At 57.7% G+C, this 25547-nt stretch carries 22 protein-coding genes; 13 read left to right on the forward strand and 9 right to left on the reverse strand.

Features of this window, described 5'->3' with window-relative positions:
• Positions 1–3: 3 nt before the first annotated feature.
• The gene (locus AC2FIC_RS01435) at positions 4–630 is read right to left on the reverse strand and encodes a J domain-containing protein (RefSeq protein WP_496689725.1); all 627 of its coding nucleotides are present in this window, start codon (positions 628–630) and stop codon (positions 4–6) included.
• A gap of 107 nt (positions 631–737) precedes the next feature.
• On the opposite strand from AC2FIC_RS01435, the gene AC2FIC_RS01440 reads away from it, so the two are divergent.
• Positions 738–992 carry a BolA family protein gene (locus AC2FIC_RS01440; protein ID WP_142634975.1) on the forward strand — a complete coding sequence of 85 codons (255 nt, stop codon included), beginning with the start codon at positions 738–740 and terminating at the stop codon, positions 990–992.
• A 262-nt stretch (positions 993–1254) separates the two neighbouring features.
• Positions 1255–2337, forward strand: a complete 1083-nt coding sequence (locus AC2FIC_RS01445; protein ID WP_496870005.1) for a glycosyltransferase family 4 protein — start codon at positions 1255–1257, stop codon at positions 2335–2337.
• Positions 2338–2383: 46 nt separating this feature from the next.
• Here the strand turns inward: AC2FIC_RS01445 and AC2FIC_RS01450 are convergent, their stop codons facing one another.
• From AC2FIC_RS01450 to pepN, 5 genes are all read right to left on the reverse strand, one after another.
• Complete coding sequence (locus AC2FIC_RS01450; RefSeq protein WP_496690876.1) at positions 2384–2824, reverse strand: DUF4177 domain-containing protein; 441 nt, start codon at positions 2822–2824, stop codon at positions 2384–2386.
• A 182-nt stretch (positions 2825–3006) separates the two neighbouring features.
• Entirely contained in the window at positions 3007–4518 is a 1512-nt protein-coding gene (gatB, locus tag AC2FIC_RS01455) for an Asp-tRNA(Asn)/Glu-tRNA(Gln) amidotransferase subunit GatB (protein WP_271950243.1), read from the reverse strand.
• Positions 4519–4588: 70 nt separating this feature from the next.
• Complete coding sequence (locus AC2FIC_RS01460; protein ID WP_142634967.1) at positions 4589–5848, reverse strand: hypothetical protein; 1260 nt, start codon at positions 5846–5848, stop codon at positions 4589–4591.
• A gap of 130 nt (positions 5849–5978) precedes the next feature.
• A complete protein-coding gene (locus AC2FIC_RS01465) occupies positions 5979–6407 on the reverse strand; it encodes a hypothetical protein (RefSeq protein WP_496690875.1) in 429 nt (142 codons plus the stop codon).
• On the reverse strand, positions 6404–9013 hold the full coding sequence (pepN, locus tag AC2FIC_RS01470) for an aminopeptidase N (RefSeq protein ID WP_496690874.1): 2610 nt from the start codon (positions 9011–9013) through the stop codon (positions 6404–6406). The genes AC2FIC_RS01465 and pepN overlap by 4 nt, the downstream gene beginning before the upstream one ends.
• 219 nt (positions 9014–9232) lie before the next feature.
• On the opposite strand from pepN, the gene AC2FIC_RS01475 reads away from it, so the two are divergent.
• The 3 genes from AC2FIC_RS01475 to AC2FIC_RS01485 all read left to right on the forward strand — a co-directional run bounded on the left by AC2FIC_RS01475 (position 9233) and on the right by AC2FIC_RS01485 (position 12816).
• Complete coding sequence (locus tag AC2FIC_RS01475; RefSeq protein WP_281972788.1) at positions 9233–11365, forward strand: malate synthase G; 2133 nt, start codon at positions 9233–9235, stop codon at positions 11363–11365.
• Between the two features lie 25 nt (positions 11366–11390).
• A complete protein-coding gene (locus tag AC2FIC_RS01480) occupies positions 11391–11816 on the forward strand; it encodes a GlcG/HbpS family heme-binding protein (RefSeq protein ID WP_496691040.1) in 426 nt (141 codons plus the stop codon).
• 220 nt (positions 11817–12036) lie between these two features.
• Entirely contained in the window at positions 12037–12816 is a 780-nt protein-coding gene (locus AC2FIC_RS01485; RefSeq protein ID WP_496690873.1) for a gamma-glutamyl-gamma-aminobutyrate hydrolase family protein, read from the forward strand.
• Positions 12817–12858: 42 nt separating this feature from the next.
• Here the strand turns inward: AC2FIC_RS01485 and AC2FIC_RS01490 are convergent, their stop codons facing one another.
• On the reverse strand, positions 12859–15099 hold the full coding sequence (locus tag AC2FIC_RS01490; RefSeq protein ID WP_496690872.1) for a xanthine dehydrogenase family protein molybdopterin-binding subunit: 2241 nt from the start codon (positions 15097–15099) through the stop codon (positions 12859–12861).
• A 3-nt stretch (positions 15100–15102) separates the two neighbouring features.
• The gene (locus AC2FIC_RS01495; RefSeq protein WP_496690871.1) at positions 15103–15567 is read right to left on the reverse strand and encodes a (2Fe-2S)-binding protein; all 465 of its coding nucleotides are present in this window, start codon (positions 15565–15567) and stop codon (positions 15103–15105) included.
• A 102-nt stretch (positions 15568–15669) separates the two neighbouring features.
• Here AC2FIC_RS01495 and AC2FIC_RS01500 point away from each other — a divergent pair, with 102 nt between their 5' ends.
• Positions 15670–16248, forward strand: coding sequence for a TetR/AcrR family transcriptional regulator (locus AC2FIC_RS01500; protein WP_142634953.1), 579 nt, complete (start codon positions 15670–15672; stop codon positions 16246–16248).
• Here the strand turns inward: AC2FIC_RS01500 and kynU are convergent.
• The gene (gene kynU, locus AC2FIC_RS01505) at positions 16241–17434 is read right to left on the reverse strand and encodes a kynureninase (protein ID WP_496690870.1); all 1194 of its coding nucleotides are present in this window, start codon (positions 17432–17434) and stop codon (positions 16241–16243) included. The two genes, AC2FIC_RS01500 and kynU, sit on opposite strands and share 8 nt — an antisense overlap.
• A 183-nt stretch (positions 17435–17617) precedes the next feature.
• Between kynU and AC2FIC_RS01510 the strand changes: the two genes are divergently transcribed.
• The 7 genes from AC2FIC_RS01510 (at position 17618) to AC2FIC_RS01540 (ending at position 25537) form a co-directional block, all read left to right on the forward strand.
• Positions 17618–18070: a methyltransferase family protein gene (locus tag AC2FIC_RS01510; protein WP_142634949.1), complete on the forward strand. Its 453-nt coding sequence runs from the start codon at positions 17618–17620 to the stop codon at positions 18068–18070.
• A 128-nt stretch (positions 18071–18198) separates the two neighbouring features.
• Positions 18199–19770, forward strand: coding sequence for a Re/Si-specific NAD(P)(+) transhydrogenase subunit alpha (locus tag AC2FIC_RS01515; RefSeq protein ID WP_496690869.1), 1572 nt, complete (start codon positions 18199–18201; stop codon positions 19768–19770).
• A 13-nt stretch (positions 19771–19783) separates the two neighbouring features.
• Positions 19784–21238, forward strand: coding sequence for an NAD(P)(+) transhydrogenase (Re/Si-specific) subunit beta (locus tag AC2FIC_RS01520; protein WP_496690868.1), 1455 nt, complete (start codon positions 19784–19786; stop codon positions 21236–21238).
• Between the two features lie 160 nt (positions 21239–21398).
• Positions 21399–21755 carry a VOC family protein gene (locus tag AC2FIC_RS01525; protein ID WP_496689734.1) on the forward strand — a complete coding sequence of 119 codons (357 nt, stop codon included), beginning with the start codon at positions 21399–21401 and terminating at the stop codon, positions 21753–21755.
• 108 nt (positions 21756–21863) lie between these two features.
• Positions 21864–23141: a DUF3422 family protein gene (locus AC2FIC_RS01530; protein WP_142634941.1), complete on the forward strand. Its 1278-nt coding sequence runs from the start codon at positions 21864–21866 to the stop codon at positions 23139–23141.
• A 68-nt stretch (positions 23142–23209) separates the two neighbouring features.
• Positions 23210–24358, forward strand: coding sequence for an MFS transporter (locus AC2FIC_RS01535; RefSeq protein WP_496690867.1), 1149 nt, complete (start codon positions 23210–23212; stop codon positions 24356–24358).
• Between the two features lie 15 nt (positions 24359–24373).
• Positions 24374–25537 (forward strand): M20 aminoacylase family protein, encoded by a 1164-nt coding sequence (locus AC2FIC_RS01540; RefSeq protein WP_496690866.1) that lies wholly within the window; start codon positions 24374–24376, stop codon positions 25535–25537.
• Positions 25538–25547: the final 10 nt, after the last annotated feature.

Consider the following 25547-nt stretch of genomic DNA (forward strand, 5'->3'; position numbering starts at 1 on the left):
CGCCTATTTAAAGTTCCGGCTGTCTTTGATCTGGTCCCAGGCCCAGACAACTTCTTGCAGCTGCTCTTCCTGCGAGCGGTCGCCGCCGTTCATATCGGGGTGCAACACCTTGATCAGCTTTTTATAGGTCTTTCGGATTTCGGCCTTGGACCAGCTGTCATTGGCTTCCAGAATCTCGATAGCGCGACGTTCGGTCGGGGGCAGGCGGCGGCCGCCTCCGCCTGTAGTGCGCCCTTTGTTCTGGGTACTGTTCGCGCCCAGCACCTGGTGCGGGTCTTCGATTCCCAAACGGGCCCAGGCACGTGCCTCGGGATCGCCCATGGGTTTGGTTTCACGCTCCCAGACTTTGTCCTTAGACTGTTGAGCATTCATTTCGGCCTCGGTCGTGCCGTCGAAGAAATTCCATTTCTGGTTATACTCGCGCACATGCTGCTGGCAGAACCAGAAGAAATCATCCAAAACATCCGGTGCTTTCGGGGCCCGAAATTTACCAGGCTCTTCACAGCCCTCATGGTCACAGATTCGCACCGAAGTTTCAGACGCGCCAGACATACCACGCCGTCCACGCGGGTTTTTTTTCTTCGCGCTGGAGACGGACATATCGAATCCAAATGGGTCTGATTTCGTCATGCTATGATCCTTAAGAACGCATCTTCTCGACTCGGAGGCAGCAGTTTAGTCTAAGCAGCCGAAAGTAGAAGAGGGGGGCGGTAATATTTTTGCCGCTGAGCGTAAAAATGACCGTGACCGAAGAAATGCGAAGCCGCCTGCAATCGGCGTTTGATCCACATGAGCTTGAAATTGTTGACGACAGCGAAAGCCACCGCGGGCATGCTGGATTCCAAGAAGGTGGTGAAAGCCATTTCAACATCCGAATCCGCGCGGCTGCATTCGAGGGGCAATCTCGCGTTGCCCGCCACCGCGCAGTGCACAAGGCGCTTGGAGATATCGTGCCGCGGATCCATGCTCTGGCATTGGATATCGGTGTTTAGGCAGGCTTTTGTAACGCGGCCCGGAACGGTCGCACCCCTGCAGCGAAGACAATTCGCGGGTTTTGCCGTGATCGTTCAGAGATTGGCACAGGGTCGCGGGTTGGATAGGTGAAAGCCGGCCGGTAATTTTTCGGCGTTTTGGTGATTTCGACCGGTTTCTTGCACTGATTGCAACAAATCAGGAAATTCAGCCTGAATGTGAAAACATTCCATGCATAACAGTTGCTCGAACGCGGGCCCTAATCTACCCTCCATTGACGGGATGTTTTTCAGGTATTTGGTTTTGAGAGTTCTTTTTGTGCAGGCTGGATTTGGGCCTGGGGGGGCAGAGAAAGTAATCGCCATGGTTTCAGGGCATTTTGCCCGGCGCGGTTGTGCTGTTCACGTTACCGGTTTTCAGATGCCGACCGATGGTCCCTATTTCCCGATGCATCTCGATGTTGAACTCAGCGTTGCAGAAAAGGCGACGGGACAGGCGTCACGTATTACGCATATCCGCTCTGTCATAAAGAAATTTCGACCGGACGTTGTAATCTCATTCCTGACCAAGGTGAATGTTCAGACTCTTCTGGCAAGCGTTGGAACCGGGATTCCCGTTATCATTTCTGAACGCAATAATCCGCTGCGGCAGGACGCACATCCCCTTTGGGCACCGCTTCAGGGGATTGCGGGGATAAAGGCAGCAAAGGTTGTCGGGCTGACACATCGCGGATTGGCGGATCTTCCCTTCACTTTGCGCAAGAAGGGGATGGTTATTCCGAACCCGATCCTCCCCTTTGAGCGAGTTGAAGCCTCTGGCACGAGGCAGGGTGTGCAACTGGTCGCGGTTGGCCGCCTCGTTCGGCAAAAAGGGTTCGACATGCTGCTGCAGGCGATGCAGCGCATTCATTCCCAAGCTCCAGATACCAGGCTGATTATCTATGGTGAGGGCAGCGAGCGGGAAAATCTGCAGAAACTGCGCGATGATCTGGGGCTACAGTCGGTTGCTCGGCTGCCCGGCAATACGATCGAGGTCGGGGAATGGGCGCAGCGCGCAGACATTCTGGTAGCGACCTCGCGGTTCGAAGGGTTTCACAATGTCGTCGCTGAGGCGGCGGTCAGCGGGATACCGGTCGTGTCTTTCGATTGCGATTACGGTCCGTCAGAGTTTATTCAAAACGGACGGAACGGATATCTGGTTCCCGTCAACGATGTCAGTGGTTTGGAACAGGCAGTGCTGAAGCTGATCCATGAACCCGACCTCAGGGCGCAGATGTCCAAGGTGTCACCTACGCTAAAGGCCGATCTGTCCCCAGATCAGGTCTTTGCCCAATGGGACACGCTAATTCGCGACGTCACGAGCTGAGATTCAAAACGCTACTCCTGACAGCCGTTTTTTTTGACAGGCCCGGTTAGGGCAATGAGGTTTTTTGACCTTCAGTCTCTGCAGTTTCGTCTTCCGATTTTTCTGTTTCAGCACCTTTCAGCGACAAAGGCGGCTCTTTGGCCTGTTCTGCAATGGGGGCCGGGGCCTGAACGGTATCGGGACCAGGAACAGGTTGAGCAAGAGCAACGCCATCCTTCGTTTCGGTCGGGCCAGGTGTCGGGGCAACAGGCAAATCAATTTCACGGCGAAATATCAGCACATTGCGCCAGTTCACGGTGCTGCCGGTCAGGCCGGAGCGTTCCTCGCTGGGCAACAACTCGGCGCGTTGATATTCCCAGCCATCCTGCCCCATCTGGTTTAGCACTTGTTCAATAGAAGCAGCGAAACGTCCCTCGGCTGACTTTTCACCCTTGGTCTTGGCAGACTTTTGGGGGGAAGGGACAACTTTGTATTCGTAGCGGGGCATCGGAATTCCTACCTGTAAGTTCCGGGTAATCTAGCAGGTTGATCACAATGGGAAAGTCATCATAGCGCGGCGGGCGAATTCCGGCACATCTGCTGGTGCGGGTCTGGTGCCACAAATGACAAGCGGCGGGACTTTGCTCAAAGGCTAAAGTCCCGCCGCCGAAATCAGTAAAACCGAAAGATCTACGATCCCAGTTTCTTGGCAATCAGCTCGTTGACGGCCTTGGGATTGGCCTTGCCGCCAGTCGCCTTCATTACCTGACCAACGAACCAACCGGCCAGTTTCGGGTTTACCTTGGCCTTCTCGACCTGTGCCGGATTGGCGGCTATGATCTCGTCCAAAGCGGCCTCGATCGCGCCCGTGTCCGTCACCTGCTTCATGCCGCGGTCTTCGACGATCTGCGCCGGATCTCCGCCTTCGGTATAGACGATTTCGAACAGGTCCTTGGCGATCTTGCCCGAGATCGCGTCCGAGGAAATCAGGTCGATGATGCCGCCAAGCTGTGCAGGTGAAACCGGCGAGTCGGTGATCTCGTGATCTTCCTTTTTCAGGCGGCCAAACAGTTCGTTAATGACCCAGTTTGCAGCCAGTTTGCCATTGCGACCCTGCGCGACCTCTTCGAAATAGGCAGCCGATTCAACATCAGCAGTCAGCACCGATGCGTCATAGTCCGTCAGTCCGAACGTGCTGATAAAACGCGCTTTTTTATCGTCAGGCAGCTCGGGCAGGTTGGCGGCGATGTCGTCAACCCAGGCCTGCTCGATCTCTAGCGGCAGCAGGTCAGGGTCAGGGAAGTAGCGATAGTCATGCGCTTCTTCCTTGGACCGCATCGAACGCGTCTCGCCCTTGTCCGGGTCATACAGGCGGGTTTCCTGATCGACCTTGCCACCACCTTCGACGATCGCGATCTGGCGGCGGGCTTCGACCTCAATGGCTTGCTGGATGAAGCGCATCGAGTTCATGTTCTTGATCTCACAACGGGTGCCCAGATGCGAGAAATCCTGTGTTTCCTGATACTTTTCATAGGCCCCCGGCAAACAGATCGAGACGTTCACGTCTGCCCGCAAATTGCCGTTCTGCATGTTGCCGTCACAGGTGCCCAGATAGCGCAGGATCTGACGCAACTTGGCGATATAGGCGGCGGCCTCTTCCGGGCCGCGAATGTCGGGGCGGCTGACGATCTCCATCAGGCAAACACCGGTTCGGTTCAGGTCGACGAAGGACATATGCGGGTCCATGTCGTGGATCGACTTGCCCGCGTCCTGTTCCATGTGGATGCGTTCGATCCGCACCATGCGCGCGGTGCCGTCGCCCATCTCGACCAAAACTTCACCTTCGCCGACAATAGGCTGATAAAGCTGGGAAATCTGATAACCCTGCGGAAGGTCGGGGTAGAAATAATTCTTGCGGTCAAAAGCCGATTTCAGGTTGATATCGGCTTTCAGGCCCAACCCAGTGCGCACGGCCTGTTCGACGCAATATTCGTTGATCACCGGCAGCATCCCCGGCATTGCCGCGTCCACAAAGGCCACGTTCGAGTTCGGCTCGGCCCCGAATTGGGTCGACGCGCCAGAGAACAGCTTGGCATTGGACGAGACCTGCGCATGCACCTCCATCCCGATTACCAGTTCCCAATCGTGCTTGGCCCCGGCAATGGTTTTGGGCTTAGGCATTTCGTATGTCAGGTCGAGCATGGCGCGCCTCATTTCCGCAGAAGTCTAAGCCTGCGTATTAGGCCCGGCGCGCCAAAGGGGCAAGGGGGAATCAGTGTCCGGACAGGTGCAACCCTGTCGGAGTAAAGGTCACATCCATGCCACTGCGCAGTTCCTCACGAAACAGGTCACCGATTGCCCGCAACGCATCGCGGTGCCCGCGGGCTGCAAACCGTTCGGGCGAGTTGATGCGGACCGAGTTATTGAACCCTTGTGCCGCATGGGCCCAGATCAGCGGATGCAGTTCGGTCAGGTGATCACGGATCAGCCAGTTGGCCGCGTCGTGGATCTGAGCGCGCACCGCGTCGGCCTTTTCATTCCCCCCAAGGCCGTTCTGGATGGTTATCGCACAATAGGCAGCCAGCATATTGACCATCTGCTGATCGGGGCGGTTGCGCAGAATATCGTGCAAACCCTGCAGGAAATATTCGATATCCAGCCGTGCGCAGGCTTCGTCGTCCAGGGCGATGGCATCAAACTGGACCCACGTGTAGCCACCGGCGCCCCAAAGGTCATGGGTACGGGCTGCATTGCGCAGGGCCTGAACCTCAAGCTCTTCATAGCTGCCGAACCAGCGTGGCAGCAGATGAGTGCCCATTGCACGCATATGGCGTTGGTTATGCGGGTCCAACGTAATCAATTGTTCATACTGATCAGCCACGCGCAGATTGGACTTGCGCTGACCTGCCAGCAGAGCACAGCCAACAGCTGCAACCAGCGCATTGTTGGGTGCGGCTTCGCGGCATTTTGGCAGGATATCGGCCGCGCGGTCGAAATGGGCGGTGCAGCGAGACCGGTGCAAGGGGGGGAGAACTGCGTTTGTCGCAGTGCCGCGCCACGCCCAGGCCAGGTCAATATGCGCCATAGCCACAACAAGGGCGATCATCGGATCATCCTCATGCGCCCGCATTTCATCCTCTAGCTCAGAAATTCCGCCAAGAAGATCATAGTCTGACAATGCCCGATAATCGGAAAGAGCGTGTTCGACCGCCAGCACTACATCGGACCGAGCGCCGAATGCCAGCAAATCCGCGATTGGCATCCCATCGGGCGCAGTTTCGCGCGCGTCATCGGCGGCACGCATCTTTGCAGAAAGGTCTGCCCACCGATCCTGACGGGCCAGATCGCGGCCAAGCTCTATGACGTCCTGACCGATCAGTTCATCGGCCGAGACATTTGCGACGGGGATATTTACCGAACCCTGATCTGGCAGAGCAGCGGCCAGCACTGCATCGGCGGCGTCGAAATCTGACGCAATTTTCAAGGATGGATGTGGAACGCGGGCCTTTTGGGCCATCAGAAACCGGAACATGCTTACACTCGAAACAAAAAAAAATCGTAACCTAGCTTTAGAGACTGGCCTCTATTTGGCTCAAATTCAAGCTACAACCGTCTTATTGTCGCTTTGTTTCGGTCAATGCGCCCTGAGGCTCGGGATCGTTTCAAAATGGGCCGAAATGATGCCGTTCAACCTTTAGGCCAGCCTCTTTCAGGCGGGACTCGAGTTCCTTATGCGGAGGGGTCGACTCATCAGGCAGGCGAATCCGCTTTTCCGAGGTCAGCACCAGCGACATGCGCACCGAGAAATCCCAGCGTGTATCCAGGCGCACATGGTCGATTTCGCTCAATCTTACGCCAGCCTCGCGCCGCCCCGAGAACCACCGCAGCCCATCCTGATCCAGCCGGAGCCCCGAACGGGTGTTTTGTGCAAAGTCCCATAATGCGGGCAGGGTGAACAGGGCCAGCAGGCCAATCAGCCACCAGACGGCATCAAAGGCGATGACCAACACAGCCAGCGCGGAATAGACCGACAGCAGAATGGCGATGACCTGCGGTGACCTGTTATGCCGTGTATAGGAATAGGGGGTCATGCGTTCAGGATGCGCGTCACCATTTCGGTCGTGTCCCGTGAAAGGTCTGGCGTTTCGGCGATGCGGGTCAGCTGGGTGCGGATAAGGGCCTGGCGATCTGCGTCATACCGCTTCCACGTCTGGAATGCCGAACACATCCGCGCCGTGGTCTGCGGATTGACCGGATCCAGTTTGATCAGCCAGTCCGCCAGCAGAGAATAACCAGCTCCATCAGCACGGTGGAAACCCGCGTGATTCGTCGCCAACGCCCCCAGAACAGCCCGGAAACGGTTCGGGTTCTTCCAGTTGAAATCCGGGTGCCCGGTCAGGTGGCTTACGATATCTGCTGTCTCTGCCGGGGCTGACATCGCCACCTGCAGGCCGAACCATTTGTCCATCACCAGCCGGTCATCTTGCCACCGGTCATAAAACGCGTTCAGTTCCTGTTCGCCTTTGCCCGCACGCAACAGGCAGGACAAAGCCGAAAGCTGAAGGGTCATGTTATCGGCGCGCTGATAATCCTCGGCCGCTTTTGCACCCCCGTCCAACCGTGAGGTCAACGCCAATGCGGCCCCACCCAGAGCCCGCTGGCCGGCTTGTTCTGCGTCCGGGCTAAAGGCTGCTTCGATGCTGGTTTCGCTGTGCAGGCGGGGCAGCAGATCCTGAACGTGCTGGGCCGTTACCTGCCGCAGCGTTTCAACAGCGGTCCAAATGGCCATCGGGTCGGGCGTGACACCCTGTTCATGCATCATCGCAGCAAGTTCAGATTGGGACGGCAACCCCAGCATCAAGGCGCGATAAGACGGGTCAAGATCGCTGTCGCGCAATACGGCGAGGATGCCATCGAGATAATCCGTTTCCGGTGCCGCATCCGTCAAGATCATCTTGATCAGCGTGTCTTCGGCTAAAGATCGCCCTGCTTGCCAGCGGTTGAACGGGTCGCTGTCATGAGCCAGCAAAAAGGCCCGCTCAGCGCTGCTCTGGTCATGTTCCAGAATCACAGGGGCCGAGAAATCGCGCAGGATTGAGGCCGTGGGTTTGGGCGGATTGGCACCGGACACGCGTTCCGGTCCTTCGCAACCCTGCAAGCGCCAGCCTTCTACTGTGTATACGAAAGCAAAGCTTTGGGTTTCCTGCGTGAACTCCAGAATGGTTGTGGGCATGGTTTCATCCCCGTTCGCGCCGATCAGCCCGACCGCAACGGGGATAACCTGCGGCAGTTTTTCTGACTGTCCGGGGGTCGGGTCGGTGCGCTGTCTCAGCGTCAAGGTGTAGATGCCATCAGTCCATTCTTCGGTCACCGATACGCGCGGGGTGCCAGACTGGCTGTACCAGCGTTTGAACTGGGTCAGGTCGCGACCTGTGGTGTCTTCAAACACCTTGATCCAGTCCTCGATGGTGCAGGCCTGACCGTCATGCCGATCAAAATACAGCTCCAGCGCCTGCGCATAGGCCTCGTCACCTACCAGACGTTTCAGCATGCCGATCACCTCGGCGCCTTTTTCGTAGACCGTCGCGGTGTAGAAGTTGTTGATCTCCTGAAAGCTCTCTGGCCTTACCGGATGTGAAAGCGGGCCGTTATCCTCGGCGAATTGGCGCGCCCGCAGGTCGATGGCATCGTGGATACGTTTGACCGGGGCCGAGCGCATGTCCGAGGTGAACTGCGCATCGCGGTACACCGTCAGACCTTCTTTCAAGCACAGCTGAAACCAGTCGCGGCAGGTGATGCGGTTGCCAGTCCAGTTGTGGAAATACTCATGCGCGATGATCGCCTCGATCCGTTCGAAATTCATATCGGTGGATGTCTCAGGGCTGGCCAGCACGGCGGACGAGTTGAAAATGTTCAGACCCTTGTTTTCCATCGCCCCCATGTTGAAATCATCGACGGCGACGATGTTAAAGACATCCAGGTCATATTCGCGGCCATAGACGTCCTCGTCCCATTTCATCGACTTCTTCAGCGCCTCCATACCGAAGGCGCATTTTCCCTCATCGCCCGGGCGCACCCACAGGTTCAGTTCAACCTCGCGGCCCGATTTGGTTGTGAACTGACCGGGATGTGTAATCAGGTCGCCTGCGACAAGGGCGAACAGATAGGCGGGTTTGGGCCAGGGGTCATTCCATTCGGCCCAGCCATCCCCCTTGCCGGTCGGGTTGCCGTTCGACAGCAGAACCGGCAACGCGCCGTTAATGCGTACGGTGAAGATCGACATCACGTCGGGCCGGTCGGGATAGAAGGTGATCTTGCGAAACCCCTCGGCCTCGCATTGGGTGCAATACATGCCGTTCGACATGTAGAGCCCCTCAAGCGCAGTGTTGTTGCCTGGGTCGATTTCGACTTCGGCTTCCCAGACAAATGCCGCGTCGGGGACAACCGCTGTCAGGCCGGTCTCTGTGACGTCTGGAGTGATCTCAACCCCGTCAACAGTAGCACGGATCAGTTTCAGTTGCTCACCATGCAGGAAAAACTGACGGTCTAAGGCATCAGGATTGGGCCGGAAGGCGATGCGCGAAGTCACTCGGGTCGCATTTGGGGCCAGATCAAAGGTCAGATGTACGCTGTCCACCAGATAACCAAACGGTGTGTAGTCTTTCAGATAGATCGTCGTGGGGGCTGCGTCGCGCATCGGTGGCCTCGAATGGGTTGGTATCAGGCGCGACGTTATGGGTTGCTGCGATGGGCTGCAAGCGGTGCAAGTAAGCTTGCTCAATAGGCGATAAGCATCTGTCGATGTCGAAGTGGCCTGACGACCAAAGACCCAAACTGACCAAGACATGTTGCCTATCGGAAATATCCGCCCTAATTGGGGCCTGTATACAACGGCGTACATACGAGGGAATGTGGCATGAGCAGCAGACAGATGCGGAGCGGACTCAAGGTCGACGGGATTCTGACCGAATTCATAGAAGGGCATGCTCTGTTTGGAACAGGCGTTGCGGCTGACACCTTCTGGAACGGGCTTGCGCAAATGGTTCACGAGTTGGGTCCAAAGAACCGTACACTTTTGGCAAAGCGGGCCGATATCCAAGCGCGCATCGATGCCTGGCATCTGGAAAACAATGGCCAGCCGCATAATGCTGTCGCCTATCAGGATTTCCTGCGCGAGATCGGCTACTTGGTGGCTGAAGGCGGGGATTTTCAGATCGAAACCGACAATGTCGATCCCGAGATCGCGTTGATTCCCGGTCCTCAGCTGGTGGTTCCTATTACCAATGCGCGTTTTGCACTGAACGCTGCCAATGCGCGCTGGGGCAGCTTGTATGACGCGCTTTATGGCACCGATGCGATGGGCGATCTTCCCGTCGGTGGTAGTTATGATGATGCGCGCGGAGCACGTGTGATTGCTTGGGCCAAAGCGTTTCTGGACGATGCCGCCCCGCTGGCCAGCGGATCGTGGGCTGAAATGTCAGAACTGCGCGTTGAAAATGGGGTTCTGGTGCCTGCGCTGGCAGATGCAGCGCAGTTTGTGGGTTTTGGCGGTGCCGCTGAAAACCCGGACTTTGTTCTGCTGAAGAACAACGGTTTGCATGTCAAAATCGTGATTGACGCTTCCAGCACCATTGGCGCCACCGACCTGGCCGGTATTGCTGACGTGCATCTTGAATCGGCGCTGTCGACGATCATGGACTGCGAAGATTCAGTCGCCTGTGTGGATGCCGAGGACAAGGTGGTTGCCTATGGCAACTGGCTGGGCCTGATGAAGGGTGATCTGACCGAAGAGGTCAGCAAAGGCGGCACGACTTTTACACGCAAACTGTCCGATGACCTGACCTTTACCGCGGCGGACGGTGGCGCTGGTGTTCTTAAGGGCCGGTCGCTGATGCTGGTCCGCAATGTGGGGCACCTGATGACCAACCCCGCCGTTCTGGATGCCGAAGGGCGCGAGATCGGCGAAGGTCTGATGGACGCGCTGTGCACCACTCTGATTGCGATGCACGACCTGCAGCGCGATGGCGGCAACTCGGTCACTGGTTCGGTCTACGTGGTAAAGCCCAAGATGCACGGACCTGAAGAGGTTGCCTTTGCCGTCGAAATTTTCGATATGGTTGAAGACATCCTCGGCCTGCCGCGCAACACCGTAAAGCTCGGTATTATGGATGAAGAGCGCCGCACCTCGGCGAACCTCAAGGAATGTATCCGGGCCGCCAAATCGCGCGTGGCCTTCATCAACACCGGCTTTCTGGACCGGACGGGGGATGAGATCCACACCTCGATGGAGGCAGGACCAATGCTGCCCAAGGGCGACATCAAGAACACGCCGTGGATTGCGTCTTATGAAGATCGCAATGTTGATATCGGTCTGGCATGTGGCTTGAAGGGCAAGGCACAGATTGGCAAAGGCATGTGGGCGATGCCCGACCGTATGGGTGACATGCTGGACGCCAAGATCGGTCACCCGAAATCGGGCGCAACTTGCGCCTGGGTGCCGTCGCCGACTGCCGCGACACTGCACGCAACACATTATCATAAGGTCAACGTCCTGGAGCGCCAGGACGAATTGGCTGCCGGTGGCGCACGTGGTACGCTGGACGATCTGCTGACTGTGCCTTTGCTGGGCGGCCGCAACCTCAGCGATGATGAAATTGCGCGTGAGATCGAAAACAACGCGCAAGGCATCCTGGGCTATGTGGTTCGCTGGGTCGATCAAGGCGTTGGCTGTTCGAAAGTGCCGGACATCAATGATGTTGGCCTGATGGAAGACCGTGCCACCTGCCGGATTTCGTCTCAGGCCTTGGCCAACTGGCTGCATCATGGCACTGTCGATGAGGCGCAAGTCATGGCCGCGATGCGGAAAATGGCAGTAGTGGTCGATCGGCAGAATGATAGCGATCCGGCGTATCGCCCAATGGCTCCCGGTTTCGACGGGATCGCCTTCCAGGCGGCCTGTGATTTGGTTTTCAAAGGCCGTGTTCAGCCTTCGGGTTATACCGAACCTGTCCTGCACGCCCGCCGACTGGAGATGAAAGCCAGCCTTTAACCCAACAGAAATGACTGGATCGAATATGGTAATTTCTTTGCGCAAAGCCCGTACCCTTATCCGCAAAGCCCTTGAAAAAGGGCGCGAGTTGGGGCTGAAACCCCTCTCGGTCATCGTTCTTGATGCTGGTGGCCACGTCATCGCGTTTGAGCGTGAAGACGGTGCTGCCCCTGGTCGTTTTGCGATTGCGCAGGGCAAGGCCTACGGCTCGGTCATGCTGGGGATGGCGGGCACAGCCCAGATGCAACGCGCCGAGGCGCAGGCCTATTTCATGGCCGCCGTAAACGGTGTTTATGGCGGTCAGGTCGTGCCGGTTCCGGGCGGTGTTCTGCTGCGTGACCGAAAAGGTGTCGTAATCGGCGCAGTCGGTGTGACCGGCGACACGTCGGATAACGACGCCATCGCTGCCATGGCCGGGATCGAAGCGGCCGGGCTGACTGGCGAAGTTTGACCTTTGGTGAACTCGGAGAGCCGGCAAAGGCTCTCCGATCTTTTCGAGGCACAAGCGGCGCGCAAAGCGAATAGGGCTTATTCGGCGGTTGTCCGATCAGGCCCCTTGTTGTGCAGGGGTGAACAGAGACTTGCGCTGACACACAGGCTATGTGCTATTGCGCGCCTGTGACCCTGTCGATACCTTTCCCGGAACGTGCGGAAAGAACTAGGAAAGAATAATGGCTCGACCTGTCGTCGGTATCATCGGCAATTCATATTTGATGAACGATCAATATCCGACTCATGCCGGCGGCACGATGAACTCGGACGCCGTGGCCAATGTCTCGGGTTGCTTGCCGATGCTGATCCCTGCCGACCCGCGGTATGTCTGTGTCGAGGAACTGCTTGAGGTCTGTGATGGTTTCCTGCTGACAGGAGGACGCCCCAATGTACATCCTGAGGAATATGGCGAACCCGCAACCGAAGCGCACGGTGATTTCGACCGGGCTCGCGATGCGATCACGTTACCCTTGGTGCGGGCCTGTGTCGAAAGAGGGCAGCCCTTTTTCGGCATCTGCCGCGGCTTTCAGGAGGTCAACGTGGCCATGGGCGGAACACTTTATCCAGAAATCCGGAATTTGCCGGGGCGAATGAACCACCGGATGCCACCCGACGGCACGTTGGAAGAAAAATTTGCCCTGCGCCATGTGGTCAACCTGACCGAGGGGGGCGTGTTTCATCGGTTGATGGGCGCTGCCGAGGTGATGACCAACACGCTGCACGGGCAGGGGATCAAAACTGTTGGACATCGCATTGTGATTGACGGCGCTGCACCAGACGGCACGCCCGAGGCGATTTATGTGCAGGACGCGCCCGGTTTCACCCTGTCGGTGCAATGGCACCCGGAATGGGACGCGGTCAATGACCCTGTCTCGCGGCCGCTTTTTGAGGCGTTTGGCGATGCGGCACGCGACTGGTCCGCAGGAGTGCGATCGGGATTGGTTAAACAAACCGCCTGAGTCCCTGCGCCGGCCCTGATTGAAGGGACCGGCGCTTTGCTATCAAACCAGCAGATTGAATTGATTGATCAACGGCAAGCTGCGTGCGCGCTTGCCGGAAAGGTCGAACAGGGCGTTGCCAAGTGCTGGCATCGACGGAGGCGTGCCCGGTTCACCCACACCACCCAGATGGCGATTGGTTTCCAGAATGCGGACCTCGGTCACCGGGGCATTATGCATCCGCAGCGCGTCATAGTCGGGGAAGTTAAATTGCTCGACCTCACCGTCGGCGAAGGTGATCTCACCCATCACGGCTGCTGACAGGCCATAGATCATGCCACCGAACATCTGCGCCTCGATCGTTCCGGGATCCAGCGCCAGCCCCACATCGCAGGCGATCCACGCCTTTGCGATGCGAATGGTGCCGTCCTCATCGACCACCTCGATCACCTGCGCCACCGGGGTGCCAAAGCTATAGGTCATTGCCACGCCACGACCAACACCGGCAGGCGTATCACCCGTCCAACCTGACATTTCCTTGACGGCTTGCAGGACAGCTGCCGAAGGCGCGTGCTCATTTTGGGCCAGCTCAAGACGGAACTCCAGCGGGTCGCGACCGGCGGCCAGGGCCAGCTCGTCCATGAATGTCTCGTGGAAGAACCCGTTATGGCTATTGCCGACCGAACGCCAGAACCCGACAGGTACATCCAGATCGGCGATGTGGCCGCTGACGCGGTAGTTCGGCACGGCATAGGGCTGGTTAAAAAGACCTTCGACCAGGACCTTGTCGGGGCCAGCGCCGGGCAGGCCCGATATGCGTTCCACGGCCTGTTGCGTGCAGGATTGCGATGCAACTCTGGCGTCGATCAGAACCGCCTTGCCGTCTTTGACCGCGCCACGCATCCGCGCCAGTGCACCGGGCCGGTAGAAGTCATGGCGCATGTCCTCCTCGCGGCTCCAGGTGGTCTGGACCGGAGTATTGGGCATGGCCATGGCGACTTTGGTGGCGATTTCGATGAAATCCAGCTCTCCACGACGACCAAATCCGCCCCCAAGATAGGTGGTGTGAATCTCGACCGCTTCTTTATCCAAATTCGCCGTGTTTGCAGCGCGGGTCAGAAGGAAGGTCGGCGCCTGGTTGCCACACCACAGCTCGAGGTTGGAACCAGTGAACAGCGCGGTGGCGTTCATCGGTTCCATCGTGGTATGCGCCAGATAGGGTACCTGATATTCAGCGGTAATTTCGGTGGCCCCTTCGGGCAAGGTGTCAACATCGCCATCGTCACGCATGGTCGAATTTGGCGAGTCGTCAAACGCCTCGGCAATTTTTGCGAATATACCGTCAGTATCCGGCGGGTAGGGGGCGTCGGCCCAATCGATCTCTATGGCCTCAACCGCTTGAATGGCCAGCCAGGTGTTATTGGCAATAATCGCTACGCCGTTGCCCAGATCGACCACCTTCTCTACGCCGGGCATGGATTCCGCAGCGCTGGCGTCAAAGCCGTTCATCGCACCGCCCAGTTTCGGGTTCATCCGGACCGAGGCGAATTTCAGACCTTCGGGGCGCACGTCAATGCCAAACTCGGCCGTGCCCGTGGATTTGCCGACCACATCGACACGCGGCAGGTTCTGTCCCAGCAAACGCCAGTCTGAGGGATCGCGCAGCTCGACCTGCATGGGTTCGATCTGTCCGGCGGCCTCAGCCAGTTCGGTATAGGGAATGCGCGTCCCGTCCGGCGCGATCACGGCGCCGTTTTCGGTCTTCAACTGGTCACGCTCCAGGCCCAGACGATCAGCCGCTGCTTGTTTCAGCGTTTCCCGGGCTGTGGCCCCGGCCTCCCGCATGCGTTCGAACCCATCGCGCATCGAGGTCGAGCCGCCTGTGACCTGCAGACTGACAACCTTGCCCAGAACGCCCAGCGACTGTGCCAGATTCTGCTGGAAATTCGAAATATCATATCCCTTGTTTGGCAGGCTCTCACCCAAAATGGCCGAGTTGTAATAGGCGGCTGCCGCAGGCCCGTGAAGGACCCGGATATCGTCCAATTCGACGTCCAGTTCTTCGGCAATCAGGGCTGCCCAAGTGGTCATTACGCCCTGTCCCATCTCGGCACGTGGCGCGAACAGGGTAACGCCCTGCTGATCAATCAGGATGAACGGGCTAAGCGCGGTTTCCCCATCGCCCGGCTTCAGCGGGTTGGCTGCCGGGCGGCTGACATAATAGGCGCCAAACGCGACGCCGCCAACAATGGCGGCTGAGCCGATAAGAAACGTGCGGCGAAGAATTTTTCCTACGGAAGCCATCGCTTATGCCTCCTTCAGTCTGGAGGCTGCGTCATGGATCGCGGCACGGATACGGGGATAGGTGCCGCAGCGGCACAGATTGCCCTGCATCGCATCGTCTATGTCCTGATCCGTGGGGCTGGGGTTCTCGGCCAATAGCGCGGCGGCTTGCATGACCTGACCCGATTGGCAATAACCGCATTGCGCAACCTGATGGTCAACCCAGGCCTGCTGTATCTTGGCCATTGCATCCGGGCTGCCCAGACCTTCGATTGTGGTGACGTCACCCCAGACATCGGACAAGGCAACCTGGCAAGAGCGCACGGCTTCTCCGTCTATATGAACGGTACAGGCGCCGCATGCCGCAACCCCGCAGCCAAACTTGGTGCCGGTCAGTCCGATCTCGTCGCGCAGAACCCATAAAAGGGGGACATCCTCGGGTAGATCGACCTCATATGACGTCCCATTTATCTTTAAGCTGGCCGTCATGGCTGCGTCTCCCTCTTGGCATTTAGTGACGTTCTGACATAAATGGGTGTGAGTGTCAGAGTGTCAACTGACAAATTGAGTGAAAAGTGTCAAAAGGTTCAGATGAGAGATTTCGTGCTAGACGCAAAGTGCCTTGCCATACTGGATTCGGCGCGTAAGGCATTCGCGGCTTACGGCTTTAAAAAGACGTCGATGGATGAAATCGCAAAGGGCGTGGGGATCTCGCGCCCGGCATTGTATCTGTATTTCGACAACAAAGAGGCGATCCTGCGCAGACTCACCGAGTTGCACTATGAGGAGAAGATCGAAGCCGTTGCGAAAGCCCTGCAGGCAGACGGCTCGGTTTCGCAGATCATCGGCCAGGCAATCCACGTGCAGACCGATGGTATGGCTCAGATCATGTCCTCTCCACACGGGATGGAACTGTTAGATGCAGGAAAGTCGCTGGCCTCGGATATCATCACGCAGGGCGAGGCCCGGCTGCAATCTTTATATACCGGGTGGCTACAGAAAGAAGCGTCGAATGATCGTGCCCGTTTGTTTGATGGCGCAAGAGAAACTGCGGAGACCATTGCCTCTGCGCTGCGGGGAAACAAAATCAGCGCGACGGATTTTCAAGAATTCGACCGGATGAACTCGAACCTTGCCGCCATGATTGGTGCAGCGTTGGAAATCAGGTAACCCGCTGTCTGACTTTGTATTCCGGTGCGTCCCATAACCGGTTGGTCATGATGTCGGCCAGAATGTCCACCGCGCCGTTTACATCCTGCTCATCGATATAAAGCGGGGTGAACCCAAAGCGCATGATGTCCGGGGCGCGGAAATCACCGATCACGCCGCGCGCGATCAAGGCCTGCATTGCGGCATAGCCATCGGCGAAACGGAATGAGACCTGACTGCCACGCTGCGCAGGGTCGCGGGGGCTGGCCAGTTTCAGGTTAGGGCAGGTGGCCTCGACGCCCGAAATAAACAGCTCGGTCAGTTCGATTGACTTGGCGCGCACGTCTTTGATGTTGGCCATGTCCCAGATGTCCATCGCCGCAGACAGCGCGGTCATCTGGATGATCGGAGGTGTGCCGACACGCATCCGCTCGATACCCTGTCCGGGGCGGTAATCCAGATCGAACGTGAACGGGGCTTCATGGCCCAGCCACCCGGATAATGCAGGGCGCACGCGATCGGCATGGCGGGGCGCCACATAGATGAACGCCGGCGCGCCAGGGCCTCCGTTCAGATACTTATAGCTGCAGCCAACGGCAAAATCCGCTTTGCAACTGGACAGCTCAACCGGGATCGCCCCTGCGGAATGGGCCAAATCCCAAACGGTTATTGTGCCGTTCGCATGGGCCTGTTCCGTCAGCGCCTTCATGTCATGGATCCGGCCAGACCGGTAATCGACCTCGGTCAGCATCAGAACCGCGACGTCTTTGGTGATGTTTTCGGCAACATCCTCGGGTGCGACCACCCGTAATTCGTATTCCGATCCGAGTGAACGCAGCAGGCCGTCGACCATATAAAGGTCCGAAGGGAAATTGCCGTTATCAGACAGCACAACCTTGCGGTCGGGGCAAAGCTCCAGCGCCGAGGCAACAGCCTGATAGACCTTGATCGACAGGGTATCGCCGGTCACGATGGTACCCGGTTCCGCCCCGATCAACCGCCCGATACGGTCGCCAAGCCCGGTCGGAAGCCCCATCCACCCGGCCTTGTTCCAACCGGTGATCAGCATTTGACCCCATTCGTGTGTCATCATTCCACTCACCCGCGCGGCGGCAGCACGTGGCAATGGGCCAAGCGAGTTGCCGTCCAGATAAATGGTTCCATTCGGCAGATCGAACATGGCTTTGGTTGCAGCGAAATCAGTCATGGAGGTCCTGTGCAGAATTCTGACAAATGTCTGACTAAAGGGCTATCTGATCAGTTCTGCCGTGTCTACGCGTTCGGCCGAAAATGCACAGATGCGACCAACTGTGGTTTTGCTTTCGTGGATGCAAAGCGGTACATACCCCGACAAATGCGACATCCATACCGCAGGATCAGAGGAACAAGCATGAAGCGCAAACTCGACATTCCGCCCGCTTGGTTGGTGGCCTTTGCTGTTCTCGCCTGGCTGCAGGCGAACTATGCGTCCTTCGGTCTGTCGCTGGCCAGCGGGTTTACCGACCTGCTCAGCGGCCTTCTGATCGGGGGCGGCGTCGTTCTTGTCGTGCTGGCGATTGCCGAGTTTCGTCGGCATCGAACGACCGTCCTGCCGCATGAAACTCCATCGAGTCTGGTTCAAACAGGTATCTTCAAGCGCAGCCGCAATCCGATCTACGTTGGCGATGTACTTATTCTGGCCGGCTTGATTCTGCGTTTCGACGCGGTGCTGTCCTTGGTGTTGATGCCTGTTTTTGTCTGGATTTTGGAACGCAGGTTTATTGTGCCGGAAGAAAACCGTATGCGCCGTGCCTTTCGCACGGATTTCGCCAGATATGAAAGGCAAACCCGCCGCTGGATCTGAGGTGGACGGGATTTTACACGACGTAACAATGCTGCGCTTGCGAAATAATCTTGCGCAGTTAAAACTGGTTCTTCAGATAGAATGCCAACTATCCTTGCGAACTGACCGAAAATTAGGGGGACGCGCCGTTGAAGATTGGAACGCCAAAGGAAACATTTGACGGTGAGAACCGGGTCGCGATGACTCCGGATTCAGCCCGTCAACTGCAAAAGCTCGGGTATGAGTGCCTGATCGAGAAAGGGGCCGGCGCTGCGGCCGGGTTCTCGGACTCCACATATAAAGAGGCGGGTGTCGAGGTTATCGGAACCGCGGCGGCGCTGTGGAAAGCCGCCGACATCGTCGCCAAGGTACGTCAGCCAAATGAAACCGAGCTGAAGCGTCTTGCCAAGGGCAAGACATTGATCTCGTTCTTCAACCCCGCAGGGAATGAAAAGGGCATGGAGGCCGCCAAGTCCAAGGGCGCCAACGTGATCGCCATGGAAATGGTGCCGCGTATCAGTCGTGCCCAGAAGATGGACGCTCTGTCGTCGATGGCCAACATAGCGGGCTACCGCGCGGTGATCGAAGCGGGTAACAACTTTGGCCGGTTCTTCACCGGTCAGGTGACGGCTGCTGGTAAAGTACCGCCTGCCAAGGTTCTGATCGTAGGTGCCGGCGTGGCCGGTCTGGCCGCCATTGGCACCTCGACCTCTCTGGGTGCGATCACCTATGCGTTCGACGTACGCCCCGAAGTGGCGGAGCAGGTTGAATCCATGGGCGCCGAATTCGTCTATCTGGACTTCGAAGAAGACCAGCAGGACGGCGCGGCAACCGGCGGTTACGCGAGTGTTCAGTCCGATGAATTCCGCGAGGCACAGCTGGCCAAGTTCCGCGAGCTTGCTCCGGAAATGGACATCGTGATCACCACCGCGTTGATCCCCAACCGCGAAGCGCCCGAGCTTTGGACCAAGGACATGGTCCAAGCGATGAAACCGGGTTCGGTGATCGTGGACCTTGCGGCGGAAAAAGGCGGCAACTGCAAGCTGACCGTTGCTGACGAGAAGATCGTGACCGATAATGGCGTGACCATCATCGGCTATACCGATTTCCCAAGCCGGATGGCGGCACAGTCTTCGTCGCTTTACGCAACCAACATCCGTCACATGATGACAGACCTGACGCCTGAAAAGGACGGTCAGATCAACCATGACATGGAAGACGACGTGATCCGCGGCGCAACCGTGACGCATGCAGGTGAAATCACCTTCCCGCCACCGCCGCCGAAAGTTCAGGCGATTGCCGCTCAGAAAAAGCCTGAGGTCAGGGAGCTGACCCCGGAGGAGAAAAAGGCGCAGGAAGTTGCGGCCTTCAAGGCGCAAACCAAACAGCAGTTCACCTTGCTGGGTATCGGCGGTGCGCTAATGCTGTTGATCGGTCTGATTGCTCCGGCCACCTTCATGCAGCACTTCATCGTCTTTGTGCTGGCGATCTTCGTGGGATTCCAGGTGATCTGGGGCGTCGCGCACAGCCTGCACACGCCTCTGATGGCGATTACCAACGCGATCTCGTCGATCATCATCGTTGGCGCAGTGATGCAGATCGGATCCGGGTCGTTCCTGGTTATTCTGCTGGCGGCTCTGTCCGTATTCATGGCCGGGATCAACATCTTCGGTGGCTTCCTCGTAACTCGGCGCATGCTTGCCATGTTCCAGAAATCTTAAGGAGGCCGGGCACATGGATTATGGCTTCACCACTGCCGCCTACGTTGTTGCGGCTGTTCTGTTCATCCTCTCGCTTGGCGGCCTTTCGAACCAGGAAAGCGCCAAGCGCGCTGTCTGGTATGGCATCGTCGGTATGGCGCTGGCGGTTTTCGCTACGCTGGTCGGCCCCGGTTCGGGCTTGTGGCTGCTGTCACTGCTGCTGATCATAGGTGGTGGTCTGATCGGTCAATATGTGGCGCAGCGCGTCCAGATGACCGAGATGCCACAGCTTGTGGCTGCGATGCATTCGCTGGTTGGTTTGGCGGCTGTGTTCGTGGGTTTCAACGCGCATTTTGAAATCAAGAATGTCGCCGAAGTTTTTGCGGTTGTTGATGCCGCCAAAGACGTCGACCTGTCCGACCTGGGCGCGTTTGCCAAGCTGATCGCCAAGAAGACAGCGGCAGAGCTGGCAATCCTGCACGTGGAACTGTTCCTGGGCATCTTCATCGGCGCGATCACCTTTACCGGTTCGGTCGTGGCTTATGGCAAGCTGGCTGGCAAGGTCACATCGACGGCAACCAAACTGCCCGGTGGTCACGCGCTGAATGCGTCTGCGGCGGGGCTCTCGCTGATCTGTCTGGTCTGGTACACGTCCACGGGCGGATTCCTGCCCCTGTTCCTGATGACGCTGGCCGCCTTGTTTATTGGTTATCACCTGATCATGGGCATCGGCGGTGCCGACATGCCGGTGGTTGTGTCGATGCTGAACAGCTATTCAGGCTGGGCGGCTGCGGCCATCGGCTTTTCGCTGGGCAACGACCTGCTGATCGTGGTCGGTGCGTTGGTGGGCTCGTCCGGTGCGATCCTCTCCTACATCATGTGTAAGGCGATGAACCGGCACTTTGTCAGTGTGATCTTGGGTGGCTTTGGTGGTCCGCAAGGTGAGCAGATGGCTGTCGAAGGCGAGCAGATTGCAATTGAGGCCGACGGTGTTGCCGCAGCCCTGAATGACGCCGACAGCGTGGTGATCATTCCGGGCTATGGCATGGCCGTGGCGCAGGCACAGCAATCGGTGTCCGAACTGGTTCGCAAGCTGCGGGCGCAGGGCAAGAATGTGCGCTTTGCGATCCACCCGGTTGCCGGTCGTTTGCCGGGCCACATGAACGTTCTGCTGGCCGAGGCCAAGGTGCCGTATGACATCGTTCTGGAAATGGACGAGATCAACGAGGACTTCCCGGAAACGGATGTTGCCATCGTCATAGGTTCGAACGACATCGTGAACCCTGCAGCACAGGAAGACCCCAACAGCCCGATCGCCGGTATGCCGGTTCTGGAATGCTGGAAGGCCAAGCAGGTGTTCGTGTCCAAACGTGGTCAGGGTACGGGGTATTCGGGTATCGAAAACCCGCTGTTCTTCAAAGAGAACACCCGCATGTTCTATGGCGACGCGAAACAGTCGCTGGACAAGCTGCTGCCAATGATCGATTGATCTAAAGCCTTAACCAAAATGCAAAGGGCGCCTTCGGGCGCCCTTTTCTTGTTTGTCATGTTGGGGGCTTTGCCTCCAAGCCCCCAAGATTTTTTTGGCCAGATGAGGCGGGCGGAATGTGGTATCCTTGGGCTATTATAGAGAGACTAGGAGGTGCCCCATGGAAAAGGTCAACGGCATAGGTGGCATGTTTTTTCGCGCCAGAGATCCGGAAGCGTTGCGGGATTGGTACGAGACCCATCTTGGCGTTCATCATTACGATCCCGTCCCCTGGAAGCAGCGCGAAGGCTATACGGTCTTTGCCCCGTTTGCGCAGGACACCGATTATTTTGGCCGCGCCGAGCAGCAGTGGATGATCAATTTTCGGGTTGATGATCTGTCTGCCATGACGACCCAGTTGCAAGCCGCAGGCATTGCCGTCGAGACCAATCCGGAATGGGATAGCGAGGTTGGAAAATTCGCACGTATTCACGACCCTGAGGGCAACCCAATCGAACTGTGGCAGCCAAATCAATGACATAAGGGGTTTGTATACCGTAGTATCCATGTAAGCTATTGAAATAAAAAGATAATTGATGTATTTTTGAACTGTCGTATAGTGCGCCGGACAACGCCGGAGCATTCAATGACGCCGATCGACGATCATCCATTGCGCTATTCGCTGGCCAACGAGTTGCATGCGCGCCCGTTTCCCGTGGCCTCGACGCCATGCACCGTTGCGTTTTTGGCCATCAAGAAACCCGTGGCGGCGGTAGCGCGGGACCGGAGCGAAGACATTGCCCATCTGGTCAATCTTTTGGACCGACACGGTGCGCAGCACCCGCAGCCGGACGCGACGCATTACGCGGGTCAGATCGGGCGTCACTGGCTCAAGTGGGAGCAGCACACGGAATTTGTGACCTATACGGCGATCACCCGGAATGTCAGTGACCGGGCCTTCAACCCCGCTGATTTTGAGGCTTTCCCACCTGATTGGCTGATGGCCAGCCCGGGCCAGAGGATAACCTCGGCCATGGTTCGGGTGACTGAAAGACCAGATGATGAGGCGGTAAAAGCCGCGCTGGCCGAATGGTTCGAACCCGAAAGCCTTGCGGTTGCGCGCGTGCTGGATGATGCTGCGATTTGTGCCAGTGACTTTCGGATTGATCCAGCTGGGCATATGCGGTTCGCGCTCTTCGTGACCAAGGGAACAGGACAGCGCCGAACCGGGCGCATCATCCAGCGCCTGTGCGAGATCGAAACCTACAAAGCCATGTCCATGTTGGGCTTTGCTCGAATCAAGCAACTGATGCCGAAAATCGGAGAGCTGGATGGAAAGCTGACCCGGCTTATGGGGCAGATGACAGATAACTCGGCGCATCCTGACGAACTACTGCCGGATCTGCTGTCAACATCCATCGAATTGGAAACACTTTCTGCCCGATGCGCATTTCGCTTTGGGGCTACCGGGGCCTATGAGGCCATCGTGAACCAACGGATCGAGGTATTGCGCGAGGAAAGGTTCGAGGGCCGTCAGTCCTTTGCCGATTTCATGATGCGCAGGTATGAGCCCGCAATTCGGACAGTGAAAGCCACGGAAAGTCGGCTGCAGACCTTGTCCGACCGGGCGATCCGGGGGGGTGAGTTGCTGCGGACCCGGGTAGATGTGGAACGCAGCGCCCAGAATCAGGCCTTGCTGGAAAGTATGGACCGCCGTGCTGATCTGGCCCTGAGGTTGCAGCACACAGTCGAGGGGCTTTCCGTGGTGGCGATTAGCTATTATGCGGTCTCACTGGCCAGCTATCTGTTGTACCCGTTGACCGCCACCGGGATCAGCAAGGGGATGCTGACCGCGGCGGCAACCTTGCCGGTTGTCCTGTGTGTCTGGCTGGGTATCAGGCATATACGAAAGCGGTTGGCCTAATCCGCGTTTGCTAAACCTTCCCTAGGCTGTAGAACTGACAGGGGCGGGCGCGGAGCAAAGGAAAATACGTGATCGGAATTATGGCCGCTTGGCGGGCCGTGGCGGCCATGTTCATTTTGAACGGCGCTTTGTTCGGGATCTGGGCCTCGCGTATTCCCGCAGTCAGGGATCACCTGGACCTGTCGCACGAAGCGCTTGGCTACGGCTTGCTGTTCATGGCGGCTGGGGCTGTGTGTTCGTTCCCGGTTACCGGACGTCTGACAGATCGGTTCGGGGCTGTGGTGATCACACGGATCATCGCCATTCTTTATACCGCATCCCTTATCTTGCTGGCCTTTGCCGGAAGCTTTTGGGCATTGGCGTTTTTCCTGTTCGTATTCGGGGCCTTCCACGGCTCAATGGATGTGGCGATGAACGCCTGGGCAGCAGAGGTTGAGCGCGCTTATGACAGGCCCGTTATGTCGTCTTTTCACGCGATGTGGAGCCTGGGGGCCGGTCTGGGAGCGCTGAGCGGATTTGGTGCGATACAGATGGGCCTGACGGTGTCACAGCACTTTTTACTGGCCGGTGGCATCGTAGTTGGGCTGACACTGGCTCTGTCCCGTGTGCAGTGGAATTCGCACCGTGTTGTGGCCGCGGGCGGGGCGATATTTGCACTTCCGTCGGGTGCGTTGATACTTGTCGGATTTATTGCCCTGTGCGGGGCATTGGGTGAAGGGGCCGTCGCGGACTGGAGCGCGATTTTCCTGCGGGATGTGACTGGTGCGCCCGAAAGCGTCGCAGCGCTGGGATATGCAGTCTTTTCGGTGACAATGGTCGCGTTCCGTCTGGTGGGTGGTGTCGTGATCGCGCGGTTCGGACCAACCGCGACGGCCCGTTTCGGAGGGGTATGCGCCGCTTTGGGGGTGCTGGCTGTGGTATCGGCCTATGATGCCGGGATTGCTCTGGTTGGGTTTGGACTGATGGGGCTTGGATATGCAGTGATCATGCCGCTTGCGTTCAGCAGGGCGGCAAATGATCCGCATGTCCCGCCTGGTCAAGCCATCGCCAGCGTGGCCACATTAGGGTATGGCGGGTTGTTGATTGGCCCGCCCCTTATTGGGTTTCTGGCAGAGATGCTTACATTGCGTCTTGCATTCATGGCCTTGCTGCCGCTGGCTGTTTTCATTGTCCTGTTGTCAGGCGCGTTGCGTCCCGGTGACAGCGACGAACGATGATTTTGGGAGATACACATGCCGATCAAAAACCGGTTCGCAGAACTGCAGAGTGAAATCACGGAATGGCGGCGTGATATCCACCAAAATCCAGAGATCCTGTTTGAAACCCATCGCACCAGTGCGCTGGTGGCGGAAAAGCTGAAAGAGTTCGGCTGCGATGAGGTGGTAACCGGAATTGGCCGAACGGGCGTGGTGGGTGTGATCAAGGGCAAGGCGGACACGGGCGGTAAGGTTATCGGTTTGCGTGCCGATATGGATGCGCTGCCGATCCATGAGGCGACCGGATTGGACTATGCCTCGAATACCGATGGGGCGATGCACGCCTGCGGCCATGATGGTCATACTGCGATGTTGTTGGGGGCGGCGAAATACCTTTCGGAAACGCGGAATTTTGACGGGACAGTGGTGGTCATTTTCCAACCTGCCGAAGAAGGTGGCGGCGGTGGTCGTGAGATGTGTGAAGACGGGATGATGGATCGCTGGGGCATTCAGGAAGTATACGGAATGCATAACTGGCCCGGCCGTCCGGTGGGCAGTTTCGCCATCCGTCCTGGCGCATTTTTCGCAGCTACTGATCAGTTCGACATCGTTTTTGAAGGCAAAGGCGGCCACGCAGCCAAGCCGCATGAAACCGTGGATACAACGGTGATGGCGGCGCAGGCGGTTCTGGCGCTCCAGACCATCGCGGCGCGAAACGCTGACCCGGTGGATCAGGTGGTTGTTTCGGTGACCTCGTTCGAAACCTCTTCAACCGCATTCAACGTGATCCCTCAGACTGTAAAGCTGCGCGGTACGGTCCGTACAATGAGCCGGGACATGCGAGACATGGCTGAAAAGCGCGTGACCGAGATCTGCACCGGAGTGGCCGCCACATTCGGAGGAGCTGTTGAGGTGACCTATTACCGGGGATATCCGGTAATGGTGAACAGCGATGATCAAACCGATTTCGCAGCCCAGGTGGCGCGGTCTGTCTCGGGCGATTGTGACCAGGCTCCGCTGATCATGGGCGGCGAGGATTTCGCCTTTATGCTCGAAGAACGCCCCGGCGCTTATATTCTGGTGGGCAATGGGGACACCGCTGCAGTGCATCACCCTGAATACAACTTCAATGATGAGGCCATCCCTGCAGGATGCAGTTGGTGGGCCGAAATCGTTGAACAAAGGATGCCAGCGGCGTGATCCCAAGGGG

This window comes from Ruegeria sp. CDSC079 (genome assembly GCF_059610505.1).

Bases quoted from the DNA above. Each gene is read 5' to 3' on its own strand.
- AC2FIC_RS01435 (WP_496689725.1), bottom strand. From the start codon at position 630: ATGACGAAATCAGACCCATTTGGATTCGATATGTCCGTCTCCAGCGCG.
- AC2FIC_RS01440 (WP_142634975.1), top strand. From the start codon at position 738: ATGACCGTGACCGAAGAAATGCGAAGCCGCCTGCAATCGGCGTTTGAT.
- AC2FIC_RS01445 (WP_496870005.1), top strand. From the start codon at position 1,255: ATGTTTTTCAGGTATTTGGTTTTGAGAGTTCTTTTTGTGCAGGCTGGA.
- AC2FIC_RS01450 (WP_496690876.1), bottom strand. From the start codon at position 2,824: ATGCCCCGCTACGAATACAAAGTTGTCCCTTCCCCCCAAAAGTCTGCC.
- gatB (WP_271950243.1), bottom strand. From the start codon at position 4,518: ATGCTCGACCTGACATACGAAATGCCTAAGCCCAAAACCATTGCCGGG.
- AC2FIC_RS01460 (WP_142634967.1), bottom strand. From the start codon at position 5,848: ATGTTCCGGTTTCTGATGGCCCAAAAGGCCCGCGTTCCACATCCATCC.
- AC2FIC_RS01465 (WP_496690875.1), bottom strand. From the start codon at position 6,407: ATGACCCCCTATTCCTATACACGGCATAACAGGTCACCGCAGGTCATC.
- pepN (WP_496690874.1), bottom strand. From the start codon at position 9,013: ATGCGCGACGCAGCCCCCACGACGATCTATCTGAAAGACTACACACCG.
- AC2FIC_RS01475 (WP_281972788.1), top strand. From the start codon at position 9,233: ATGAGCAGCAGACAGATGCGGAGCGGACTCAAGGTCGACGGGATTCTG.
- AC2FIC_RS01480 (WP_496691040.1), top strand. From the start codon at position 11,391: ATGGTAATTTCTTTGCGCAAAGCCCGTACCCTTATCCGCAAAGCCCTT.
- AC2FIC_RS01485 (WP_496690873.1), top strand. From the start codon at position 12,037: ATGGCTCGACCTGTCGTCGGTATCATCGGCAATTCATATTTGATGAAC.
- AC2FIC_RS01490 (WP_496690872.1), bottom strand. From the start codon at position 15,099: ATGGCTTCCGTAGGAAAAATTCTTCGCCGCACGTTTCTTATCGGCTCA.
- AC2FIC_RS01495 (WP_496690871.1), bottom strand. From the start codon at position 15,567: ATGACGGCCAGCTTAAAGATAAATGGGACGTCATATGAGGTCGATCTA.
- AC2FIC_RS01500 (WP_142634953.1), top strand. From the start codon at position 15,670: ATGAGAGATTTCGTGCTAGACGCAAAGTGCCTTGCCATACTGGATTCG.
- kynU (WP_496690870.1), bottom strand. From the start codon at position 17,434: ATGACTGATTTCGCTGCAACCAAAGCCATGTTCGATCTGCCGAATGGA.
- AC2FIC_RS01510 (WP_142634949.1), top strand. From the start codon at position 17,618: ATGAAGCGCAAACTCGACATTCCGCCCGCTTGGTTGGTGGCCTTTGCT.
- AC2FIC_RS01520 (WP_496690868.1), top strand. From the start codon at position 19,784: ATGGATTATGGCTTCACCACTGCCGCCTACGTTGTTGCGGCTGTTCTG.
- AC2FIC_RS01525 (WP_496689734.1), top strand. From the start codon at position 21,399: ATGGAAAAGGTCAACGGCATAGGTGGCATGTTTTTTCGCGCCAGAGAT.
- AC2FIC_RS01530 (WP_142634941.1), top strand. From the start codon at position 21,864: ATGACGCCGATCGACGATCATCCATTGCGCTATTCGCTGGCCAACGAG.
- AC2FIC_RS01540 (WP_496690866.1), top strand. From the start codon at position 24,374: ATGCCGATCAAAAACCGGTTCGCAGAACTGCAGAGTGAAATCACGGAA.